General features: G+C 70.9%; 16 protein-coding genes. 5 read left to right on the top strand and 11 right to left on the bottom strand.

Annotated elements, in window-relative coordinates:
- Window positions 1–78: 78 nt before the first annotated feature.
- Together ACMW4R_RS15655 and ACMW4R_RS15650 are read left to right on the top strand one after the other, a co-directional pair.
- Window positions 79–1,023, top strand: coding sequence for an aldo/keto reductase (locus ACMW4R_RS15655; protein ID WP_418300358.1), 945 nt, complete (start codon window positions 79–81; stop codon window positions 1,021–1,023).
- A 206-nt stretch (window positions 1,024–1,229) separates the two neighbouring features.
- Window positions 1,230–1,787, top strand: coding sequence for a nucleoside phosphorylase (locus tag ACMW4R_RS15650; protein ID WP_418300357.1), 558 nt, complete (start codon window positions 1,230–1,232; stop codon window positions 1,785–1,787).
- Here ACMW4R_RS15650 and ACMW4R_RS15645 read toward each other — a convergent pair.
- The 7 genes from ACMW4R_RS15645 to ACMW4R_RS15615 all read right to left on the bottom strand — a co-directional run bounded on the left by ACMW4R_RS15645 (window position 1,775) and on the right by ACMW4R_RS15615 (window position 8,958).
- The gene (locus ACMW4R_RS15645; protein ID WP_418300356.1) at window positions 1,775–3,271 is read right to left on the bottom strand and encodes an MFS transporter; all 1,497 of its coding nucleotides are present in this window, start codon (window positions 3,269–3,271) and stop codon (window positions 1,775–1,777) included. The genes ACMW4R_RS15650 and ACMW4R_RS15645 overlap by 13 nt on opposite strands.
- A gap of 171 nt (window positions 3,272–3,442) precedes the next feature.
- Window positions 3,443–3,625, bottom strand: coding sequence for a hypothetical protein (locus tag ACMW4R_RS15640; RefSeq protein WP_058597939.1), 183 nt, complete (start codon window positions 3,623–3,625; stop codon window positions 3,443–3,445).
- Between the two features lie 35 nt (window positions 3,626–3,660).
- Window positions 3,661–6,762 carry an AAA family ATPase gene (locus ACMW4R_RS15635; RefSeq protein ID WP_418300355.1) on the bottom strand — a complete coding sequence of 1,034 codons (3,102 nt, stop codon included), beginning with the start codon at window positions 6,760–6,762 and terminating at the stop codon, window positions 3,661–3,663.
- Window positions 6,759–7,913: an exonuclease SbcCD subunit D gene (locus tag ACMW4R_RS15630; RefSeq protein ID WP_418300354.1), complete on the bottom strand. Its 1,155-nt coding sequence runs from the start codon at window positions 7,911–7,913 to the stop codon at window positions 6,759–6,761. The genes ACMW4R_RS15635 and ACMW4R_RS15630 overlap by 4 nt, the downstream gene beginning before the upstream one ends.
- 137 nt (window positions 7,914–8,050) lie before the next feature.
- Window positions 8,051–8,371, bottom strand: coding sequence for a hypothetical protein (locus ACMW4R_RS15625; RefSeq protein ID WP_058597936.1), 321 nt, complete (start codon window positions 8,369–8,371; stop codon window positions 8,051–8,053).
- A 1-nt stretch (window position 8,372) separates the two neighbouring features.
- Complete coding sequence (locus ACMW4R_RS15620; RefSeq protein WP_058615074.1) at window positions 8,373–8,582, bottom strand: hypothetical protein; 210 nt, start codon at window positions 8,580–8,582, stop codon at window positions 8,373–8,375.
- 82 nt (window positions 8,583–8,664) lie between these two features.
- Window positions 8,665–8,958: a GNAT family N-acetyltransferase gene (locus ACMW4R_RS15615; RefSeq protein ID WP_058597934.1), complete on the bottom strand. Its 294-nt coding sequence runs from the start codon at window positions 8,956–8,958 to the stop codon at window positions 8,665–8,667.
- A gap of 436 nt (window positions 8,959–9,394) precedes the next feature.
- Between ACMW4R_RS15615 and ACMW4R_RS15610 the strand changes: the two genes are divergently transcribed.
- Together ACMW4R_RS15610 and ACMW4R_RS15605 are read left to right on the top strand one after the other, a co-directional pair.
- Window positions 9,395–10,162: a winged helix-turn-helix domain-containing protein gene (locus ACMW4R_RS15610; RefSeq protein WP_418300353.1), complete on the top strand. Its 768-nt coding sequence runs from the start codon at window positions 9,395–9,397 to the stop codon at window positions 10,160–10,162.
- An 86-nt stretch (window positions 10,163–10,248) separates the two neighbouring features.
- Window positions 10,249–11,238: a DNA-3-methyladenine glycosylase family protein gene (locus tag ACMW4R_RS15605; protein WP_418300352.1), complete on the top strand. Its 990-nt coding sequence runs from the start codon at window positions 10,249–10,251 to the stop codon at window positions 11,236–11,238.
- 102 nt (window positions 11,239–11,340) lie between these two features.
- Here ACMW4R_RS15605 and ACMW4R_RS15600 read toward each other — a convergent pair whose 3' ends face one another.
- Window positions 11,341–12,174 (bottom strand): siderophore-interacting protein, encoded by an 834-nt coding sequence (locus ACMW4R_RS15600; RefSeq protein ID WP_418300351.1) that lies wholly within the window; start codon window positions 12,172–12,174, stop codon window positions 11,341–11,343.
- 59 nt (window positions 12,175–12,233) lie between these two features.
- Here ACMW4R_RS15600 and ACMW4R_RS15595 point away from each other — a divergent pair, with 59 nt between their 5' ends.
- Complete coding sequence (locus ACMW4R_RS15595) at window positions 12,234–12,455, top strand: hypothetical protein (protein ID WP_058596364.1); 222 nt, start codon at window positions 12,234–12,236, stop codon at window positions 12,453–12,455.
- Window positions 12,456–12,462: 7 nt separating this feature from the next.
- Here the strand turns inward: ACMW4R_RS15595 and ACMW4R_RS15590 are convergent, their stop codons facing one another.
- The 3 genes from ACMW4R_RS15590 to ACMW4R_RS15580 are packed head-to-tail and all read right to left on the bottom strand — an operon-like array spanning window position 12,463 to window position 15,195.
- Entirely contained in the window at window positions 12,463–13,221 is a 759-nt protein-coding gene (locus ACMW4R_RS15590; protein WP_058596363.1) for an ABC transporter ATP-binding protein, read from the bottom strand.
- Entirely contained in the window at window positions 13,218–14,228 is a 1,011-nt protein-coding gene (locus tag ACMW4R_RS15585) for an iron chelate uptake ABC transporter family permease subunit (protein WP_418300350.1), read from the bottom strand. Before ACMW4R_RS15585 ends, ACMW4R_RS15590 begins: the two co-directional genes overlap by 4 nt.
- The gene (locus tag ACMW4R_RS15580; protein ID WP_418300349.1) at window positions 14,221–15,195 is read right to left on the bottom strand and encodes an ABC transporter permease; all 975 of its coding nucleotides are present in this window, start codon (window positions 15,193–15,195) and stop codon (window positions 14,221–14,223) included. The genes ACMW4R_RS15585 and ACMW4R_RS15580 overlap by 8 nt, the downstream gene beginning before the upstream one ends.
- Window positions 15,196–15,230 lie beyond the last annotated feature (35 nt).

The following is a 15,230-nucleotide window of genomic DNA, read 5'->3' as shown; positions in this document are numbered from 1 at the left end:
TGAGGCGCGTCGCGGGAATGCGGAGGCGGGTCCGTCGTTGAGTCTGAGGTCACCCAGAACCACGACAGGAAGGCCATCATGACGCGCATCGGAAGCAGCGACCTCGACATCGTCCCCCTCTCGCTCGGCGGCAACGTCTTCGGCTGGACGGCCGACCGCGACACCTCGTTCGCCGTGCTCGACGCCTTCCACGCGGGCGGCGGGAACTTCATCGACACCGCGGACGTCTACAGCGCCTGGGTGCCCGGCAACTCGGGTGGCGAGAGCGAGACCCTCATCGGCGAGTGGCTCGCTTCGCGCAAGCCCGAAAACGTCGTCGTGGCGACGAAGGTCAGCCAGCACCCGGAATTCCGGGGGCTCCGCGCGAAGAACATCCGCGCGGCGGCCGAGGCGTCCTTGACGCGTCTCGCGGTCGACACGATCGACCTGTACTACGCCCACTTCGACGACGCCGACACCCCGCTCGAAGAGACCGTCGCGGGCTTCGCCGATCTCGTCTCCGACGGACTCGTGCGGTACGTCGCCGTGTCGAACTACACCGCCGCGCGCATCCGCGAGTGGATCTCGCTGGCCGAAGCCGGGGGCTTCGACCTCCCCGTCGCGATCCAGCCGCACTACAACCTCGTGCACCGCACCGAGGTGGAGCGCGACATCGTCCCCGTCGCCGAGCAGTACGGCATGTCGCTCGTCCCGTACTACGCCCTCGCGAGCGGCTTCCTCACGGGCAAGTACCGCACTCCGGATGCCGCCGGTGACTCGCCGCGCGCCGAGGGGGCCGCGAAGCTCGCGACGCCCGCGGGCATCGCGCTCATCGACGCGCTCGACGAGATCGGCCAGGCGCACGGCGCCTCGATCGCCACGACCGCTCTCGCGTGGCTGCGCGCCCAGCCCACCGTGGCCGCTCCCATCGCGAGCGCGTCGAAGGTCGAGCAGGTCGCCGACCTGCTGGCCAGCACTTCGCTCGAGCTCAGCGCCGACGAGATCGCGCGTCTGTCGCGGGCCTCCGAGGCCGCGCAGGGCTGACCCGTCCCGTGGCCCCGAGGCGCGCTCGGGGCCACGGTGCTCACTCAGCACCCTGCGTGTCGTGACGAGCGGAGGAGCAGGGGCCGAGGGAGGGCGGATGCCGAGGCTCGATCCTCCGCTCCTCCCACGCCCTCCGCTCATCCCGGCGCTCCGCGCCCCGAGCACCCCGGGACGTGGGGGCCCGCACCATCGGGGACAATGAGAGGGTGAAGCTTCTCGTCGCCGCCCACGCGTCCGAACTCGTCGCCTTCGAGGACGACATCCCCGGTTTCCGGCGTCTGCTGACCGGCGTCGGAAAGATCCCCGCGGCCTACGCTTTGACGCGCGCGCTCTGCGAGGGCGAGTACGACGAGATCGTCGTCGTCGGCACCGCCGGGGCGATCGACGACGAGATCGAGGGCGGCATCTACGACATCGCCGCGGCGATCCAGCACGACGTGAAGGGGCTCGACGGCACGTTCGGCGAGCACGTCTCGCTGCCGACCCGCGTCGACACCGGCCACGAGGGTCGGATCATCGCCACCGGCGACCACTTCGTCGACGACCCCGAGGCGGTTCGGCTGATCCGCGGCCTCGGCGCCGGTCTCGTCGACATGGAGACGTACGCGCTCATCTGGGTCGCCCAGCAGTTCGACGTGCCCATCAGCATCCTGCGCGCCGTCTCCGACCGCGCGCAGGACGGCGCGACCGAACTGTGGGACGTCGTCGTCGAGCGGTGCAGCCACGAGCTGCGCGCGGAGTTCCGCGAGCGCTACGGGGTCTGAGAGCCCGAACGCGCTCGCCCCGCGAGGTCGGCCACGCCCACGAGGAGGGCGAGCGCGAGGAAGATCCCGACGGTGATCATGCCCGACGCATACGCGTCGTGGTACACCACGACGGTGTCGACATCGGCCTGCTCGCGGTAGATCGTGGCGTAGAAGAGCGCGAGGGCGATGGCCGTGCCGACAGCCGTGCCGATGCGCTGGCCGAGCTGCCCGACCGACCCCGCCACCCCGCCGCTCGACACCGGGATGTCGGCCAGCATGAGGGTCTGGTTCGGCGAGATCACGAGACCGCCCGCGAAGCCGCCGACGACCATGACTCCCGCCATCGCCCACGGGGTCCACTCGGGCGGGGTGAAGAGCGCGACGAGGACGAGACCGCCGGCGGTGGCGACCATGCCGACGATCCCCCAGACGACGAGCGGACGGCCGAGGCGTGCGACGAGGTTGCCCCCGATCCACGAGCTCCATGCCGATGCGACGGCGAAGCCGATCGTGACCATGCCGGCGAAGACGGGCTCGAGCCCGAGCCCGCCCTGCAGGAAGAGCGTGCCCAGCAGGAACATCGCCGGAATGGCCGAGAAGTACGCGGTCGAGATGAGCACGCCATTGCGGTACGACGACAGCGAGAAGATCGAGAACGGCATGAGCGGCGTGCGTCCGAGGTCGGCGTAGCGGCGCTCCCAGAACACGAAGATCGCGGCGAAGACGACGGATGCCACGAGGAACCACCACCGGCGGGGATCGTCGTCGGGCGAGCCCGTCGTGAACAGGAAAGGCCACATCAGCGCGAGGATCGTGAGCGCGAAGAGAAGCACGCCCACGGGATCGAGGTCCAGCCGGCGGCGCGACTTCGTCCGGGTGTTCGGCAGGAGCCACGCGGCCAGAACGATCACGATCGCGACGAGGGGGATGTTGATCCAGAAGATCAATCGCCACCCGTCGGTGTCGCCGCCGAGGGCGATCAGCAGCCCTCCGAGGGTGGGCCCGAACGCGGTGGCGATGCCCACGGTCGCGCCGAAGAGCCCGAACGCCCGACCGCGCTCCTTGCCCTGGAAGAGCTGCTGGACGAGCCCCAGGACCTGAGGCATCTGGATGCCGGCCGCCACGCCCTGCAGCAGGCGCGCCACGAGCAGCACCGTGGTGTTGGGGGCGAGCGCGCAGACGAGGCTCGTGACGAGGAAGAGCGACAGCCCGACGAGGAACAGCACGCGCCGGGACCGCAGGTCGCCCAGGCGCCCCGCCGGTACGAGCACGAGACCGAAGGTGAGGATGTAGCCCGAGACGACGAGCTGCAGTTCGGTGGGTCCCGCGTTGAGGGCCGACTCGATCGACGGGAGGGCGACATTGACCTTCGTGAGATCGAGGATGGTGAGCGCGGCGACCGAGACCGCGACCCAATAGGCGCGCCACCGGTGCTTCGGAGACAGCACGATGTCGCGTGTGGGGGGATGAGCGGCGTTCGACGAGGGCGCGTGATCAGGCATCGGGGCCGACGCTACTCCTGACGTCGGACACCGCGGGTGGGCTTGCGCGAGACGGGCGGCACGGAGACCGGGATCGCGACGCGCGCCGGGTTGCGTGGCGGGCTCGCGTCGAGGGTGGACCGCACGAAGAGCGACGATGCGGCGCCGGCGGGCTCTCTCGGTGTGTCGGCGTCAGTCGACGTCACGGCGCGCGAACACGGCGCGCAGCACGAAGAAGACGATGACGGCCACCACCGCGACAGCGGCGACACGGAACACGAAGGTGATGAGCGAGAACACCACGTTCACGATGATCCACGCGATGATGACGGCAGCGACGACACCGAGGATGGTCCAGAGGGTGCTCTTGCGCATGTCTCCAGCCTAGGCGGACGGCGAGTTCGACGCTCTCACGCGATCGGCAGCGCGGCATCCTGCGAGATCACGCTCGGCCCACGCGGGGTGGCGACGACGCGCAGCTGAGCCGGGAGTTGGTCTTTCATCGACGCCACGTGGCTGATGACGCCGACCGTCCGACCGCCCTGCCGGAGCTCGTCGAGAGTGCGCATCGCGAGGTCGAGGGTCTCGTCGTCGAGCGATCCGAATCCCTCGTCGATGAACAGCGTGTCGAGCCGGATGCCGCCCGCCCGCGCCGTCACGACTTCGGCGAGGCCCAGGGCCAGGGCGAGCGAGGTGAGGAACGTCTCTCCCCCGGAGAGCGAGTGCGGGGGTCGGCATTGGCCGGTGAACGCGTCCATCACCTCGAGGCCGAGGCCGCTGGCGGCGCCCCGTGCCGCGAGCGCATCGGTGTGCTGAAGACGGTAGCGCCCGGACGACATCTGCTCGAGGCGGAGGTTCGCTGCCACGACGATCTCTTCGAGCTCGGCGGCGAGCACGAACGTCTCGAGCGTCATCCGTCGGGTGTTGGGCGCGCGACCCGCGAGGGTGTCGGCGAGGCGCGCGACGACAGCGTGTTCGTCGGCCAGCGTCGCGACCGCCGCGTGCCCCGCGTCGGCGCGATGGGCGAGGCCACGCAGGCGGTCGGCGAGCGCGAGAGCCGAGGCGTGTGCGGCAGCGGCCCGCTGCAAATCGTCGCGAGCAGCGGCGACCGCCGCGCTGAGCGGGCTGATGTCGACGGGCTCGTCAGCGGCGTCGACGAGGAGCAGTTCGAGATCGAGCAGCCGCTGACGGGCGGACGCGACGGCGGCGTCGTGCGCGGCGATCGTCTCGTCGAGTCGGCGCCGTTCGGGAGCCGGACGAAGGGCGGCCACGACGGCGGCGACGGTGTCGAACGGGCTGTCGGCCACGAGGCGCCAGAGAGCCTCGGAAGCCTCCCGTTGGGCCGCCGTCGCGGTGGTGGCATCGGCCCGAGCGCTCGTCAACGCCCTCACCGCGGTGCGGCGAGCATCGAGGTCGGCCTGATGCGCCGCGACCGTCGGGAACGTACCCCGGGCTGCCTCGACGTCGGCGCGCAGCGAGTCGGCCCGCTGGATCGCCAGAGCCGCCTCCTGACGAGCGGTCGCGAGGTCGGCGGCGAGCGCGTCGAGGCGGACGGCGATCGCGGCATCGAGATCGGTCGCGCGGGTGCGATCTGCCTGCACCCGGGCGTACTCGGCCTCGTCGGCCTGTGCCGTGCTCAGCGCCTGCTCCGCTTCCGCGAGGCGAGAGGCCAGGGCCTCGACGCCCTCGCCGCCGGCGCGAGCGGCGGCCAGGGCATAGTCGTCGCGGGCGATCCGGGCCGCGTCCGAGGCGAGACGGTCTTGTTCGACAGCGGTGTTCTTCAGGGTTTCCGCCGCAGCCAGCTGCTCGTCGGTGACCGGGGCATCATCGCCGGTCGCGGGGTGCGGGTGCTCGCGCGAACCGCACACCGCGCACGGCTCTCCGTCGACGAGCTCGTGGGCGAGTTCAGCGGCGGCGCCGGCGAGGCGGCGACGTAGCAGCGCTGTCCACGCGTCCGTCGCGTTGCGCATGTCTTCGCCGCGCACCAACGCCGCCATGTCGGCCTGCTCCCGATGAGCGAGCAGTCGTTCGGCTTCTCGCGCGGCGTCGAGGCGAGACCGCGTCTCGGCGCAGCGCGACGCCGCGGCCTCTCGACGAGCTGTTGCTCCCGCCAGTTCGGCGAGCCGATCGTCGAGCGCCTTCAGGAGACCAGGAACGTCGGCACGCCCCTCCGCGAGGGTGTCGCGCTCGGTCTCGAGGCTCGCGATACGGGTCGCCGCGCGGGCCCGGTCGGTGTCGGCCTCGGCCAGGGCGGTCTCGGCCGCGAGTGCCGCCTCCCCGCGAGCGAGCAGACCGGTGAGCTCGTCGTCACGACGCGTCAGGGCATCGGCGTCAGGGCCCGGTTCTTCACCGACGGCCTCCGCTCGAACGACCGCCGTCGCGAGACGTTCTTCCGCCGCCGCGAGGTCGGCCGTCGTCCGCTTCTCAGCGTCGATGGCGGGGCGCAGGGCTTCAGCCTCGCCCGCGGCCTCCGCCTCCGCGCGGGCCGCGGCGACGCGCTCCGTCTCGGCCTCCAGCGTCGCGAGCTGCTCGCGGACCCTGAGTCGGTCGAGCTGGCGGTCGCGCAGGGTGCGCGCCTCACGCTCCGCCGCGAGAGCGCTGTCGAGCAGCAGGTCGGCGGCATTGCGCTCGCGCTCACGCGTCTCGACGCGGTAGTCGGCTCTCTCGACGGCCCGGACGACGGACGCCAAGCGCTCGCTCACCGACGGTGGCCCTGGGGGCGGCGGGGCGGACGCCTGAGCGACGGCATCAGGGATCGTCGTAACGCTCTCGACGGGCTCCTCACCCGCCCGCTCATCGCCCGCCGAGGGCGGGCCCGGCGAGACCGCGAGATCCGCGTCGAGCTCGCCCGCGAGGCGCTCCGCCTCATCGAGCAGGGTGGAGACTTCCACACCCTCCACGGCCAGACGCTCCTGGGAGCGCTTGCGCCTCTCATCGAGCTGCGCGGCATAGTCCTCGAAGGACCGCGTTCCGAAGAGGGTTCGCAGCAGGCTGAGCCGTTCGTCGTTCTTGGCGAGGAGGAACCGCGCGAAGCGGTTCTGTGCCAGGAGGATCACCTGCAGGAACTGCTGCTGGCTGAGGCCGAGGATCTCGTCGAGCCGAGTGCCGACATCGACGGGACGCGCGGCGACCCCCTCCCAGCCCTCGGTGGTGCGCACCTCGAGCAGCGCGCGGTGCGGCTCTTTCGTCGTGCCACCGCCTCGACGCTTGGGCCGCTCGAACTCCGGCGACCGCGTCACGCGCCAGCTCTCACCCTCGGCGCTGAACTCGAGCGTCACCCGGGTGGGGTCGTCGGGCGTGCAGTGGTCGCTGCGCAGGCGCCGCTCGGCGCCGTCGTAGCGCGGCACACCGCCGTACAGCGCGTAACAGACGCCGTCGAGCACACTCGACTTCCCGGCGCCCGTGCGCCCCGTGATGAGGAAGATGCCGTCGTCGGCGAACGCGTCGAAGTCGACGACCTGCGTGTCGAGGAAGGGGCCGAACCCCTCGAGTTCGAGGCGGTGGAGCTTCACGACCGGGCCTCCGACAGCGCGCGCGCGTCGAGCACCTCGCGGATGAGCTCGCGCTCCGCCTCGGACGCGCCCTCGCCTTCGCGGACGTGGACGAGGAACGCGTCGATCACCTCGGCGTCGTCACGCGCCGCGCGCACCCGCTGGGCGTACCCGACCCCCTCGTCGGGCCGTGTCGCCGCCGGCGCGTGGACCACGGTGGCGCACCACGGGAACCGTGCCTGCAACCGCCGCATCGGGTCGGGCTGCGGTGTGCTGTCGGTGTATTCGGCGCGCACCCAGTGCTCGTCGTGGCCGTCGAAAGCGGGATCGGTCAGCAGGTCGTCGAGCGGCCCGCGGAGCGTCACCAGCGGGCGCGGCACCGGCAGGTCGATCCAGCTCACGGACGAGAGTCCCTCGGCGTCGAGTTCGACGAGCCACGACCCACGCGGCTTCCCTGCTTCGCCGAAGCTGTAGTGCAGTGGCGCGCCCGCGTAGCGCACGCGGTCGGAGAGCTGCTGCCGGCCGTGGATATGGCCGAGGGCGACGTAGTCGGGTCCGTCGAACGCCGGAAGCGGAACGACGTCGAGCCCACCCTGACGGATCTCTCGCTCGACCCCCGGCGTGGACTCGACGCCCGCCGCGAAGCAGTGCGCCGCAACCACCGATCGCCCGCCCCGCTCGGCGAGATCGGCACGCACGAGGTCGAGCGCGTGCTGCATGGTCTGGGCCTGGCTTCGCAGCTCGACCCCCTCCCACGCATGGCGCACGATCGCCGGTTCGAGATACGGGATGCCGTAGACGTGGACAGGACCGTGCTCGTCGTACACCGTCACGGGGACACCGACCGAGAGCGGATCGGTCACGACCGAGATCTCGGAACGCAGGAGCGCGGACTGGAACCCCAGCCGCGCCGCGGAATCGTGGTTGCCGCTGGTGACGACGACTCGGGCGCCGGCATCGGCGAGCGCGCCGAGCGTGCGCGAGAGCAGCGGATAGCAGGCGGCGGCGGGTGTGGCGGAGTCGAAGACGTCGCCCGCGACGACGACGAGGTCGACCTCGTGCTCAGCCACCTGCGCGACGAGGGCGTCGAGCACGCCGCAGAGCGCATCGAGAGTCGAATGCCCGTGGAAGGAGCGCCCGATGTGCCAGTCGGAGGTGTGCAGGATCCGCATGCAGACACGGTACGTCGACCCTCCGACATCGGCTCGCAGCAAACGCCCCGACCGCGGAATCACGGGGCCGACGGCCTTTCGTCCGCACGCGACGACGCCCCGGCCGCGTGGATCGGCCGGGGCGTCGTCGGGGGGGCTCAGGAGGCGTTGACCTCGGCCGCGAGGGCGCGGATGCGGTCGTCGCCGAGCTCGAGTCCGATCTGCGCGAAGCGCTGACGCAGCACCTCGGCGACGCGCTCGTCGCTCTTGCCGCCGACGTCGGCACGGGTCTGTACGACGACTCCGGCGATGCGGGCCTCGTCGTCGGTCTCGTGCGTGTCCATGATCGGCTCCGACTGCTCGTCGGGGCGCGCCGCGCGCTTGCCCTCGTCGTGCAGCGCTCCGCCGACCGAATCAGCGGGCGACGCGCCGCCATCGGGGCCGGTGGAAGGTTGTGGGGCTCGGGTCTCGTCCGACATGTCAGTCCTCCGTGCTCATATCGGGGTCGATGCCCTGGCTGGCGGCATCCCCCTCGATGGGGTCCGAAGGAGCGGCGTCGTTCAGGCGCGACGACCCCTTCGCGTTCTCGTTCTGCTCTGCGGTCTCGCCGTCGGCGACGGCGCCGCTCTCCCACCCACCGGGCGGGTCGGCGTTGATGACACCTTCAGGCAGGTCGCGGTCGTCGGTCATGACTTCCCCTTTCGACGCCTCCAGCATCCCGGCATCGCGGGTCACGCGGGCAGGGGTTGACGCCCGCCGGGGCACTGCGTAGTCAGGTGCGCTGTTTCAGGATGCCGGCACGCTCGGGGTGGGCTTCGAACCACTCCCCCACGTACCAACAGACGGGAAGGATCTCGCGGTCGCCGCTCGCCTCGATGGCATCGACAGCCCGTTCGGTGATGACGGCGGCGTAGCCGTGACCGCGAAAGGTCGGGATGGTGAACGCCCGGGTGAGGGCGATTGTGCGACCGTCGTCGCGATAGTCGAGAACGGAGACCAGATCGTCGCCCCGATGCAGGGTGAAACGGGACGCGGCCTTGTCGTCGGCGAAAAGCAGGTCAGCCATGACGAGAGGCTACGCCGCCCACGAGCAACGGGCGTCGACGGCGCAGAATGCACGGTCCACTCTCACCTTCGCCGCGCCCGACTGAGCAGAATGCGCGAAGCATCGGCATCCGGGGCGATTTGACGTCGCGGGACTTCTTGCGTCATAATCCCCCCATGACTGTCAATGCGCGTTCTCTGTCCGCCCGGGAGGCGAACGGGACTGCCGGCATGATGATGCCCGGCCGCGTTGTCATGTGTTGTCGAATGTGCCGCTAACAGCGACCCTCGCTCCGACGATCTCGAGCTTCTGAACGCCGACATCGTCCACCGGTCGTCTGCGTCGCGCGTCGATCACGCGTGTCCGGACACCGCGCACCGGCCTCTCGGCTCTCACCTCCCGTCGAACCCCGCCTCGTGACGACGCCCGGGTTCACACACCCAAGGACTTCATCCTCATGTCGATCTCCGCTGTTCTCGACCGCCCCACCACCTCCGTCATCCGTCCCGCCGCCGCGAGCCCCGCCGCGCGTCCCGCCGTCGCACCGGCCCCGGCTGCCGCGGCCCCTGCCCCCGCGGCCCCTGCCTCCGCCGCCCCGGCCGCCCGCCCTGCGCTCCCCGCCGGTTCCGCCCCGCGCGGCTTCGCCCTCTACGTCGGCATCGACGAGGCGAAAGCCGCGGCCGCCGGAGTGAGCCTCGGCACGCTCGTCGAGGCACTGCGTCGCACGCTCGGTGAGCTCGCCCCCGCCGCCGAGACGTACGCCACGGTCGCCCTCGCTCCGACCGGAGCCGGTGGCCGCGACGTCGACGTGGTGCGCCTCGCCCTGCACGAGCCGTCCGCCGTCGCCCGCACCAAGGACGAGCCCGCCGAAGAGGACCGCGCGCCCGGCGGTGTGGTCGTCGACATCTCGCGCAAGCGCGTGCTCATCGACGGCGAGTCGGCCGCGTTCACGTTCAAGGAGTTCGAGCTCCTGCAGTACCTCGTGCTGCGCGAGGGTCGCACGATCGAGCGCGCCGAGCTCGTGGCATCCCTCTGGGAGGGCTCGACCGATGACGACGCCCCCGGCGAGCGCACCATCGACGTGCACGTGCGCCGACTGCGCGCCAAGCTCGGCGCCTACGAAGACATCGTGCGCACGGTGCGCGGCGTGGGATACCGCTTCGACCGTCACGCCGACGTCTCGATCCGCTACGGTCACGGCACCCCCTCGCCTGACCGCTTCTGACCGATCACCCCGCACCTCGCGCGTTCCAGCGGGCGCGAAACAGCCCCGGATGCCGCGATGTCGGCGGGGCGACGTAGGGTGTCGGCATGAGATCGACCGGGGTGCGCACACGGCAGACGCCGCGCGAGCTTCCGGTCCCGACCGAGCGTCCGCTCGAGGGCGAGTACCGTCCCGCGCAGCCCGTCGACGTCGGTCGCGCCGTCGCCGCACAACGGCACGGACGCAACGACCCGACCTACTTCTCGTCGATGCCGCTGCGCGACGGCGGTGTCGTCTGGCGCGTCAGCCGCACCCCGCTCGGCGTCGCGACACTCGCCCTGCGCCAGAGCATCGGAGGCGCGGTGCGCGCGGCGGCGTGGGGACCCGGCGCCGAGTGGGCGCTCGACCAGCTGCCGGCACTCTGCGGCAAGCTCGACGACCCCGCCGGATTCGATGCCTCGCGGCATCCGTCGGTCGCCGAGTGGCACCGGCGGCATCCCGACCTCCGCATCGGACGCACCGATCTCGTCTTCGACGCGCTGGTCAGCGCGATCATGGAGCAGAAGGTCACGAGCCTCCAGGCCTTCTCGGCCTGGCGCAGCATCGTCACCTGGTACGGCGAACGCGCCCCCGGTCCCACCCCGCGGCCGCTGTTCGCCCCGCCTGACATCGACGGGTGGCGTCATGTCCCGTCGTGGGCGTGGCATCGCGCGGGACTCGAGCCTCCGCAGTCCCGCACGATCGTCGAGACGGCGCGACGCGGCGAGTCCGTCGTGAGCGCGGCGAGCGCCGCCACCGACGGCGAAGCCCGCGACCGCGTTTTCATCAGCCTGCGCGGGGTCGGGATCTGGACCAGCGCCGAAACCCGCATCCGCGCTTTCGGAGACCCGGATGCCGTGAGCGTGGGCGACTATCACCTCGCGCACCAGGTGGGATACGCCCTCACCGGCCACCGCACCGACGACGACGGCATGCTCGAGCTGCTCGAGCCCTTCGCGGGACACCGCCAGCGCGTGATCCGGCTCATCTACGTCGGCTCGGCGCTCGAACCGCGCCGCGGCCCGCGCCTTCATCCCGAAGACCACCGCGACCGCTGACCACCTCGGCCTCCGCATAGCCGGGAGAAGCGAGCGCGGCGCCCCACCGACATCTGCGGGAGAAGGGTGGGCCGGGCGATGAGAACCGAGGACCCGTCGACATCAGTGACCCCGCGGCGCCCGCCAATACCCGGTGAACGAGATCGCGCGCTTGTCGACGCCGACGCGCACCCACTGCCGGCGCATCGCGGCCACGAGCGACTGCTCGCCCGCCACCCACGCGTAAGCGGGCGTCTCCGCGGCCTCCGCGATCGCCGCGTCGCGAACCGACGTCCCGGGCGTCTCGCGCGGGTCGACGCGGACGACCCATCGCACCTCGACACCCGCGGGAGCGACGAGGTCGCGCACGTCCCCCGCATCGGGGACTTCGATCATCGCGGTGCCGGTGGCGTCGGCGGGGAGGGATGCAAGGATTCCGGAGATCGCGGGGAGCGCCGTCTCGTCGCCCACGAGCGCGTAGGGTCCCGCGAGACCGGCGGCCGGGGTGAAGAGAATGCCCTCGTCGAGGATCGCGACCGCGTCACCCGGGCGGCAGGTCTCCGCCCAGGTCGCCGCGGGTCCCGCGGTCCCTTCGTCCGCGGAGCCGTGCAGCACGAAATCGATGTCGAGTTCCGGGCCGTGCTCGCCCGAGGGGCGGAACCCCGCGACGGTGTAATTGCGCAGGACCGGGCGCTCGGTCTTGGCGATCGCGAGATATCGGAAGTACGCGAGGGCGTCGAGCCTGTTCGGCAGGCGCGAGAGCGAGCCCTCGGACACGGGGAGGAACAGTCGGAACCACTGGTCCCGCCCCAGCGGCGAGAAGCGCGCGAGATCGTCGCCGATCACCGTCACGCGGGCGAACGAGGGCGAAAGCCGTCGCCGCTCCCGCACGCGGAGGGTGAGCAGTTCGCTCTTGTCGGGCTTCTGCCGCGTCTGCGCGGCGTTCGTGCGTGCCATGGTCTTCTTTCACGGGTCGGGGCGGAGAGGCGGGAGGGGGCAGCCCCTAGGCTGGGCGCATGACGCAGACGGGAACGGGTTGGCCGCGCGGACGCACGTATTGGGTCCTCGGCAGCGTGGTGCTGTTCATCGTCGGCATCCTGTTCGGCCTGGTGTGGCAGAACGTGTGGCTCGGCCTGATCCTGGCCGCCGCCGCGTCGGTGGGATGGCTCATCGCGTACGAGTCGAGCCGCGGGCGCAACGTCGGCGTGAACGACGAGGACAACGGCATCCAGCTGTGACGTCGACTCATCGGTAGTACACCGCGAGGGGATACGCGCCGTCTCGGCGCACTTCCACGGGGGTGCCGAAGACGTCCTCGAGCGTCGAGGAGGTCATGAGGTCGTCGGGCGTGCCGACGTGCACGACCCTCCCCTCGGACAGCGCGACGATGCGGTCGGCATAGGCCGCCGCGAAGTTGATGTCGTGCACCACGATCACGATGGTCTTGCCGAGCTCGTCGGCAGCCCGCCGGAGCTGGCCCATCATCGCGACGGCGTGCTTCATGTCGAGGTTGTTCAGCGGCTCGTCGAGGAGGATGTAGTCGGTGTCCTGCGCGAGCACCATCGCGACGTAGGCCCGTTGGCGCTGTCCGCCTGAGAGCTGGTCGAGGTACCGACCCGACAGCTCGGTCAGGTCGAGGAAGGCGATGGCCTCGTCGATCCTCGCGTGGTCGTCGGCGGTGAGACGGCCTTGCGAGTGCGGGAAGCGCCCGAAGCCGACGAGTTCGCGAACGGTGAGGCGGGTGACGAAGTGATTCTCCTGGCGGAGGATCGACACGATCTTCGCGAGCGCGCGTCCGGGGGTCGTCGTGACGTCGTGACCCGCGATGGTGACGCGACCGCTCGTCGCCGTCGCCAGGCGCCCGACGATCGTGAGGAGGGTCGACTTGCCCGCACCGTTCGGGCCGACGAGCGCCGTCACCCCTCCGGCCGGGATGTCGAGGGTCACGGGACCGAGCACGGTGAGGTCGCCGTAGGTCATGGTGACATCGGTGAGCGAGATCACAGGCTGCCCTTTCGAAGCAGGTAGACGAGGAAGAACAGGCCGCCGACGAACTCGATGATGATCGAGAGCATCCCGGCGGCGTAGAACACGTGCCGCAGCACGAAGTAGCCGCCGAGCAGGGTCGCAATGCCGAGCAGCACGGCGAATGGCAGCACCACGCGGTGCTGCGCCGAGCCCGCGAGCTGGTACGCGAGGGTCGCGACGATGAAGCCGAAGAACGTCATCGGACCCACCATCGTCGTCGACACCGAGATGAGCACGGCCACGAGCACGAGCATCCCGACGACCTCGCGCCGGTAGGTGAGTCCCAGATTGACGGATGCCTCGCGGCCGAGCGCCAGCACGTCGAGGCGGTGTCGCGCGCGCCAGACGAGCACGAGCACCACGGCGACGACGAGGGCGCCCCACGGCAGGTAGTCGGCATCCGAGTTCGACAGGTTGCCGAAGAGGCGGGCCGACAGGATGTCGAAATCACTCGGGGTGAGCAGCCGCTGCATGACCGTCGAGAGCGAGCCGAAGCCGACCCCCAACACCACGCCGACCAGCAGCATGATGTGGAGGTTGCCGCGGCGGCCGGCGAACAGCCAGCCGTAGAGCAACGTGGCGAACCCGACCATAAGCACGCTCTGGACCACGACCTTGAGCAGGCCGTCGGTCGCCGAAAGCGCGGCACTGCCGAAGAAGAACACCAGCGCGGTCTGCATCACGACGTAGAGCGCGTCGAACCCCATGATCGACGGGGTCAGGATGCGGTTCGCCGTGGCCGTGTGGAACAGCACCGTCGCGACCGCCTGGCAACAGGCGACGAGGGCGATGGTCGCGACGCTCACGACGCGCAGGTTGACGGCGAGCCAGAAGGCACGCGAACCGGGCTCGCCCGGCACGTTCCAGGTCAGCACGCCCACGGCCGCGACCACGACAATGAGGGCCAGGATGCCGAAGCGCACGGCGATCCGCGGACGGCCGAGCCGGATCGCCGGGGCGGGGCGGGTCAGCGCCTCAGCCACGGGCACGCATCCTCAAGAGCAGGGTGATGAACACCGCGGAGCCGACGACCCCGAGGATCATCGAGACGGGGACCTCGAACGGCATCCGGATCACCCGTCCGACGATGTCGCACACGACGACGATGGCCACGCCGCCGAGGCACACCCAGGGCAGGTTGGCGCGGGCGTTGTCGCCGCGCCACATCGACACGAGGTTCGGCACGACCAGTCCGAGGAACGGCAGGAAGCCGACGACCACGGTCGTGACGCCCGTGGCGACGGCGACGAGACCGGTGCCGATGAGCATCACGCGCGTGTGATCGAGGCCGACGGAGGTCGCGATGTCGCGACCGAGGCCGGCGACCGTGATGCGGTCGGCGTAGAGGAAGACGAGGAAGACCACGATCGCCACGACCCAGAGCACCTCGTACCGCCCGCGGACGATCGAGGTGAAGCTGCCCATGAACCACGTCCCGAGCATCTGGAGGGAGTTCGTCGACACGGCGAGATAGGTCGTGAACGCCGAGACCACCGCACCGAGCATGATCCCGATGAGCGGTACGACGAGAGAGGACCGCAACGAGATCCGGCGCAGGATGCCGATGAAGATCATGGTCCCGACGAACGCCGCGACGGATGCCACGACCATGCGCACGAGCAGAGGTGCGGCCGGTGCGAGGAGGACCGTGACGAGCAGGCCGAGGGCGGCCCATTCGGAGGTGCCGGTGGTGGACGGCTCGACGAAGCGGTTCTGCGTGAGCAGCTGCATGATCAGGCCCGAGACGGCCATCGCGCAGCCGGCGAGGACGAGCGCGAGCGTACGCGGCACGCGCGAGATGAAGAACATCTCCGCGCCGAAGGAGTCGGCCGCCAGGTCGTAGGCCCCGACGAAGAGCGATGCGACAACGAGCGCGGCGACACCCGCGGTGGCCGCGGGCAGCGCGAGGCGCCGGGCGAGCATTCGAGGGGGGTGAGCGGTGACGATCATGGTGAGGGTGGGGGCCCGGCATCCGGACCCCCACC

Source organism: Microbacterium sp. S1037 (assembly GCF_048381605.1).
Classification (GTDB): domain Bacteria; phylum Actinomycetota; class Actinomycetes; order Actinomycetales; family Microbacteriaceae; genus Microbacterium; species Microbacterium testaceum_B.
This window is presented reverse-complemented; position numbering and strand designations above follow the sequence as displayed.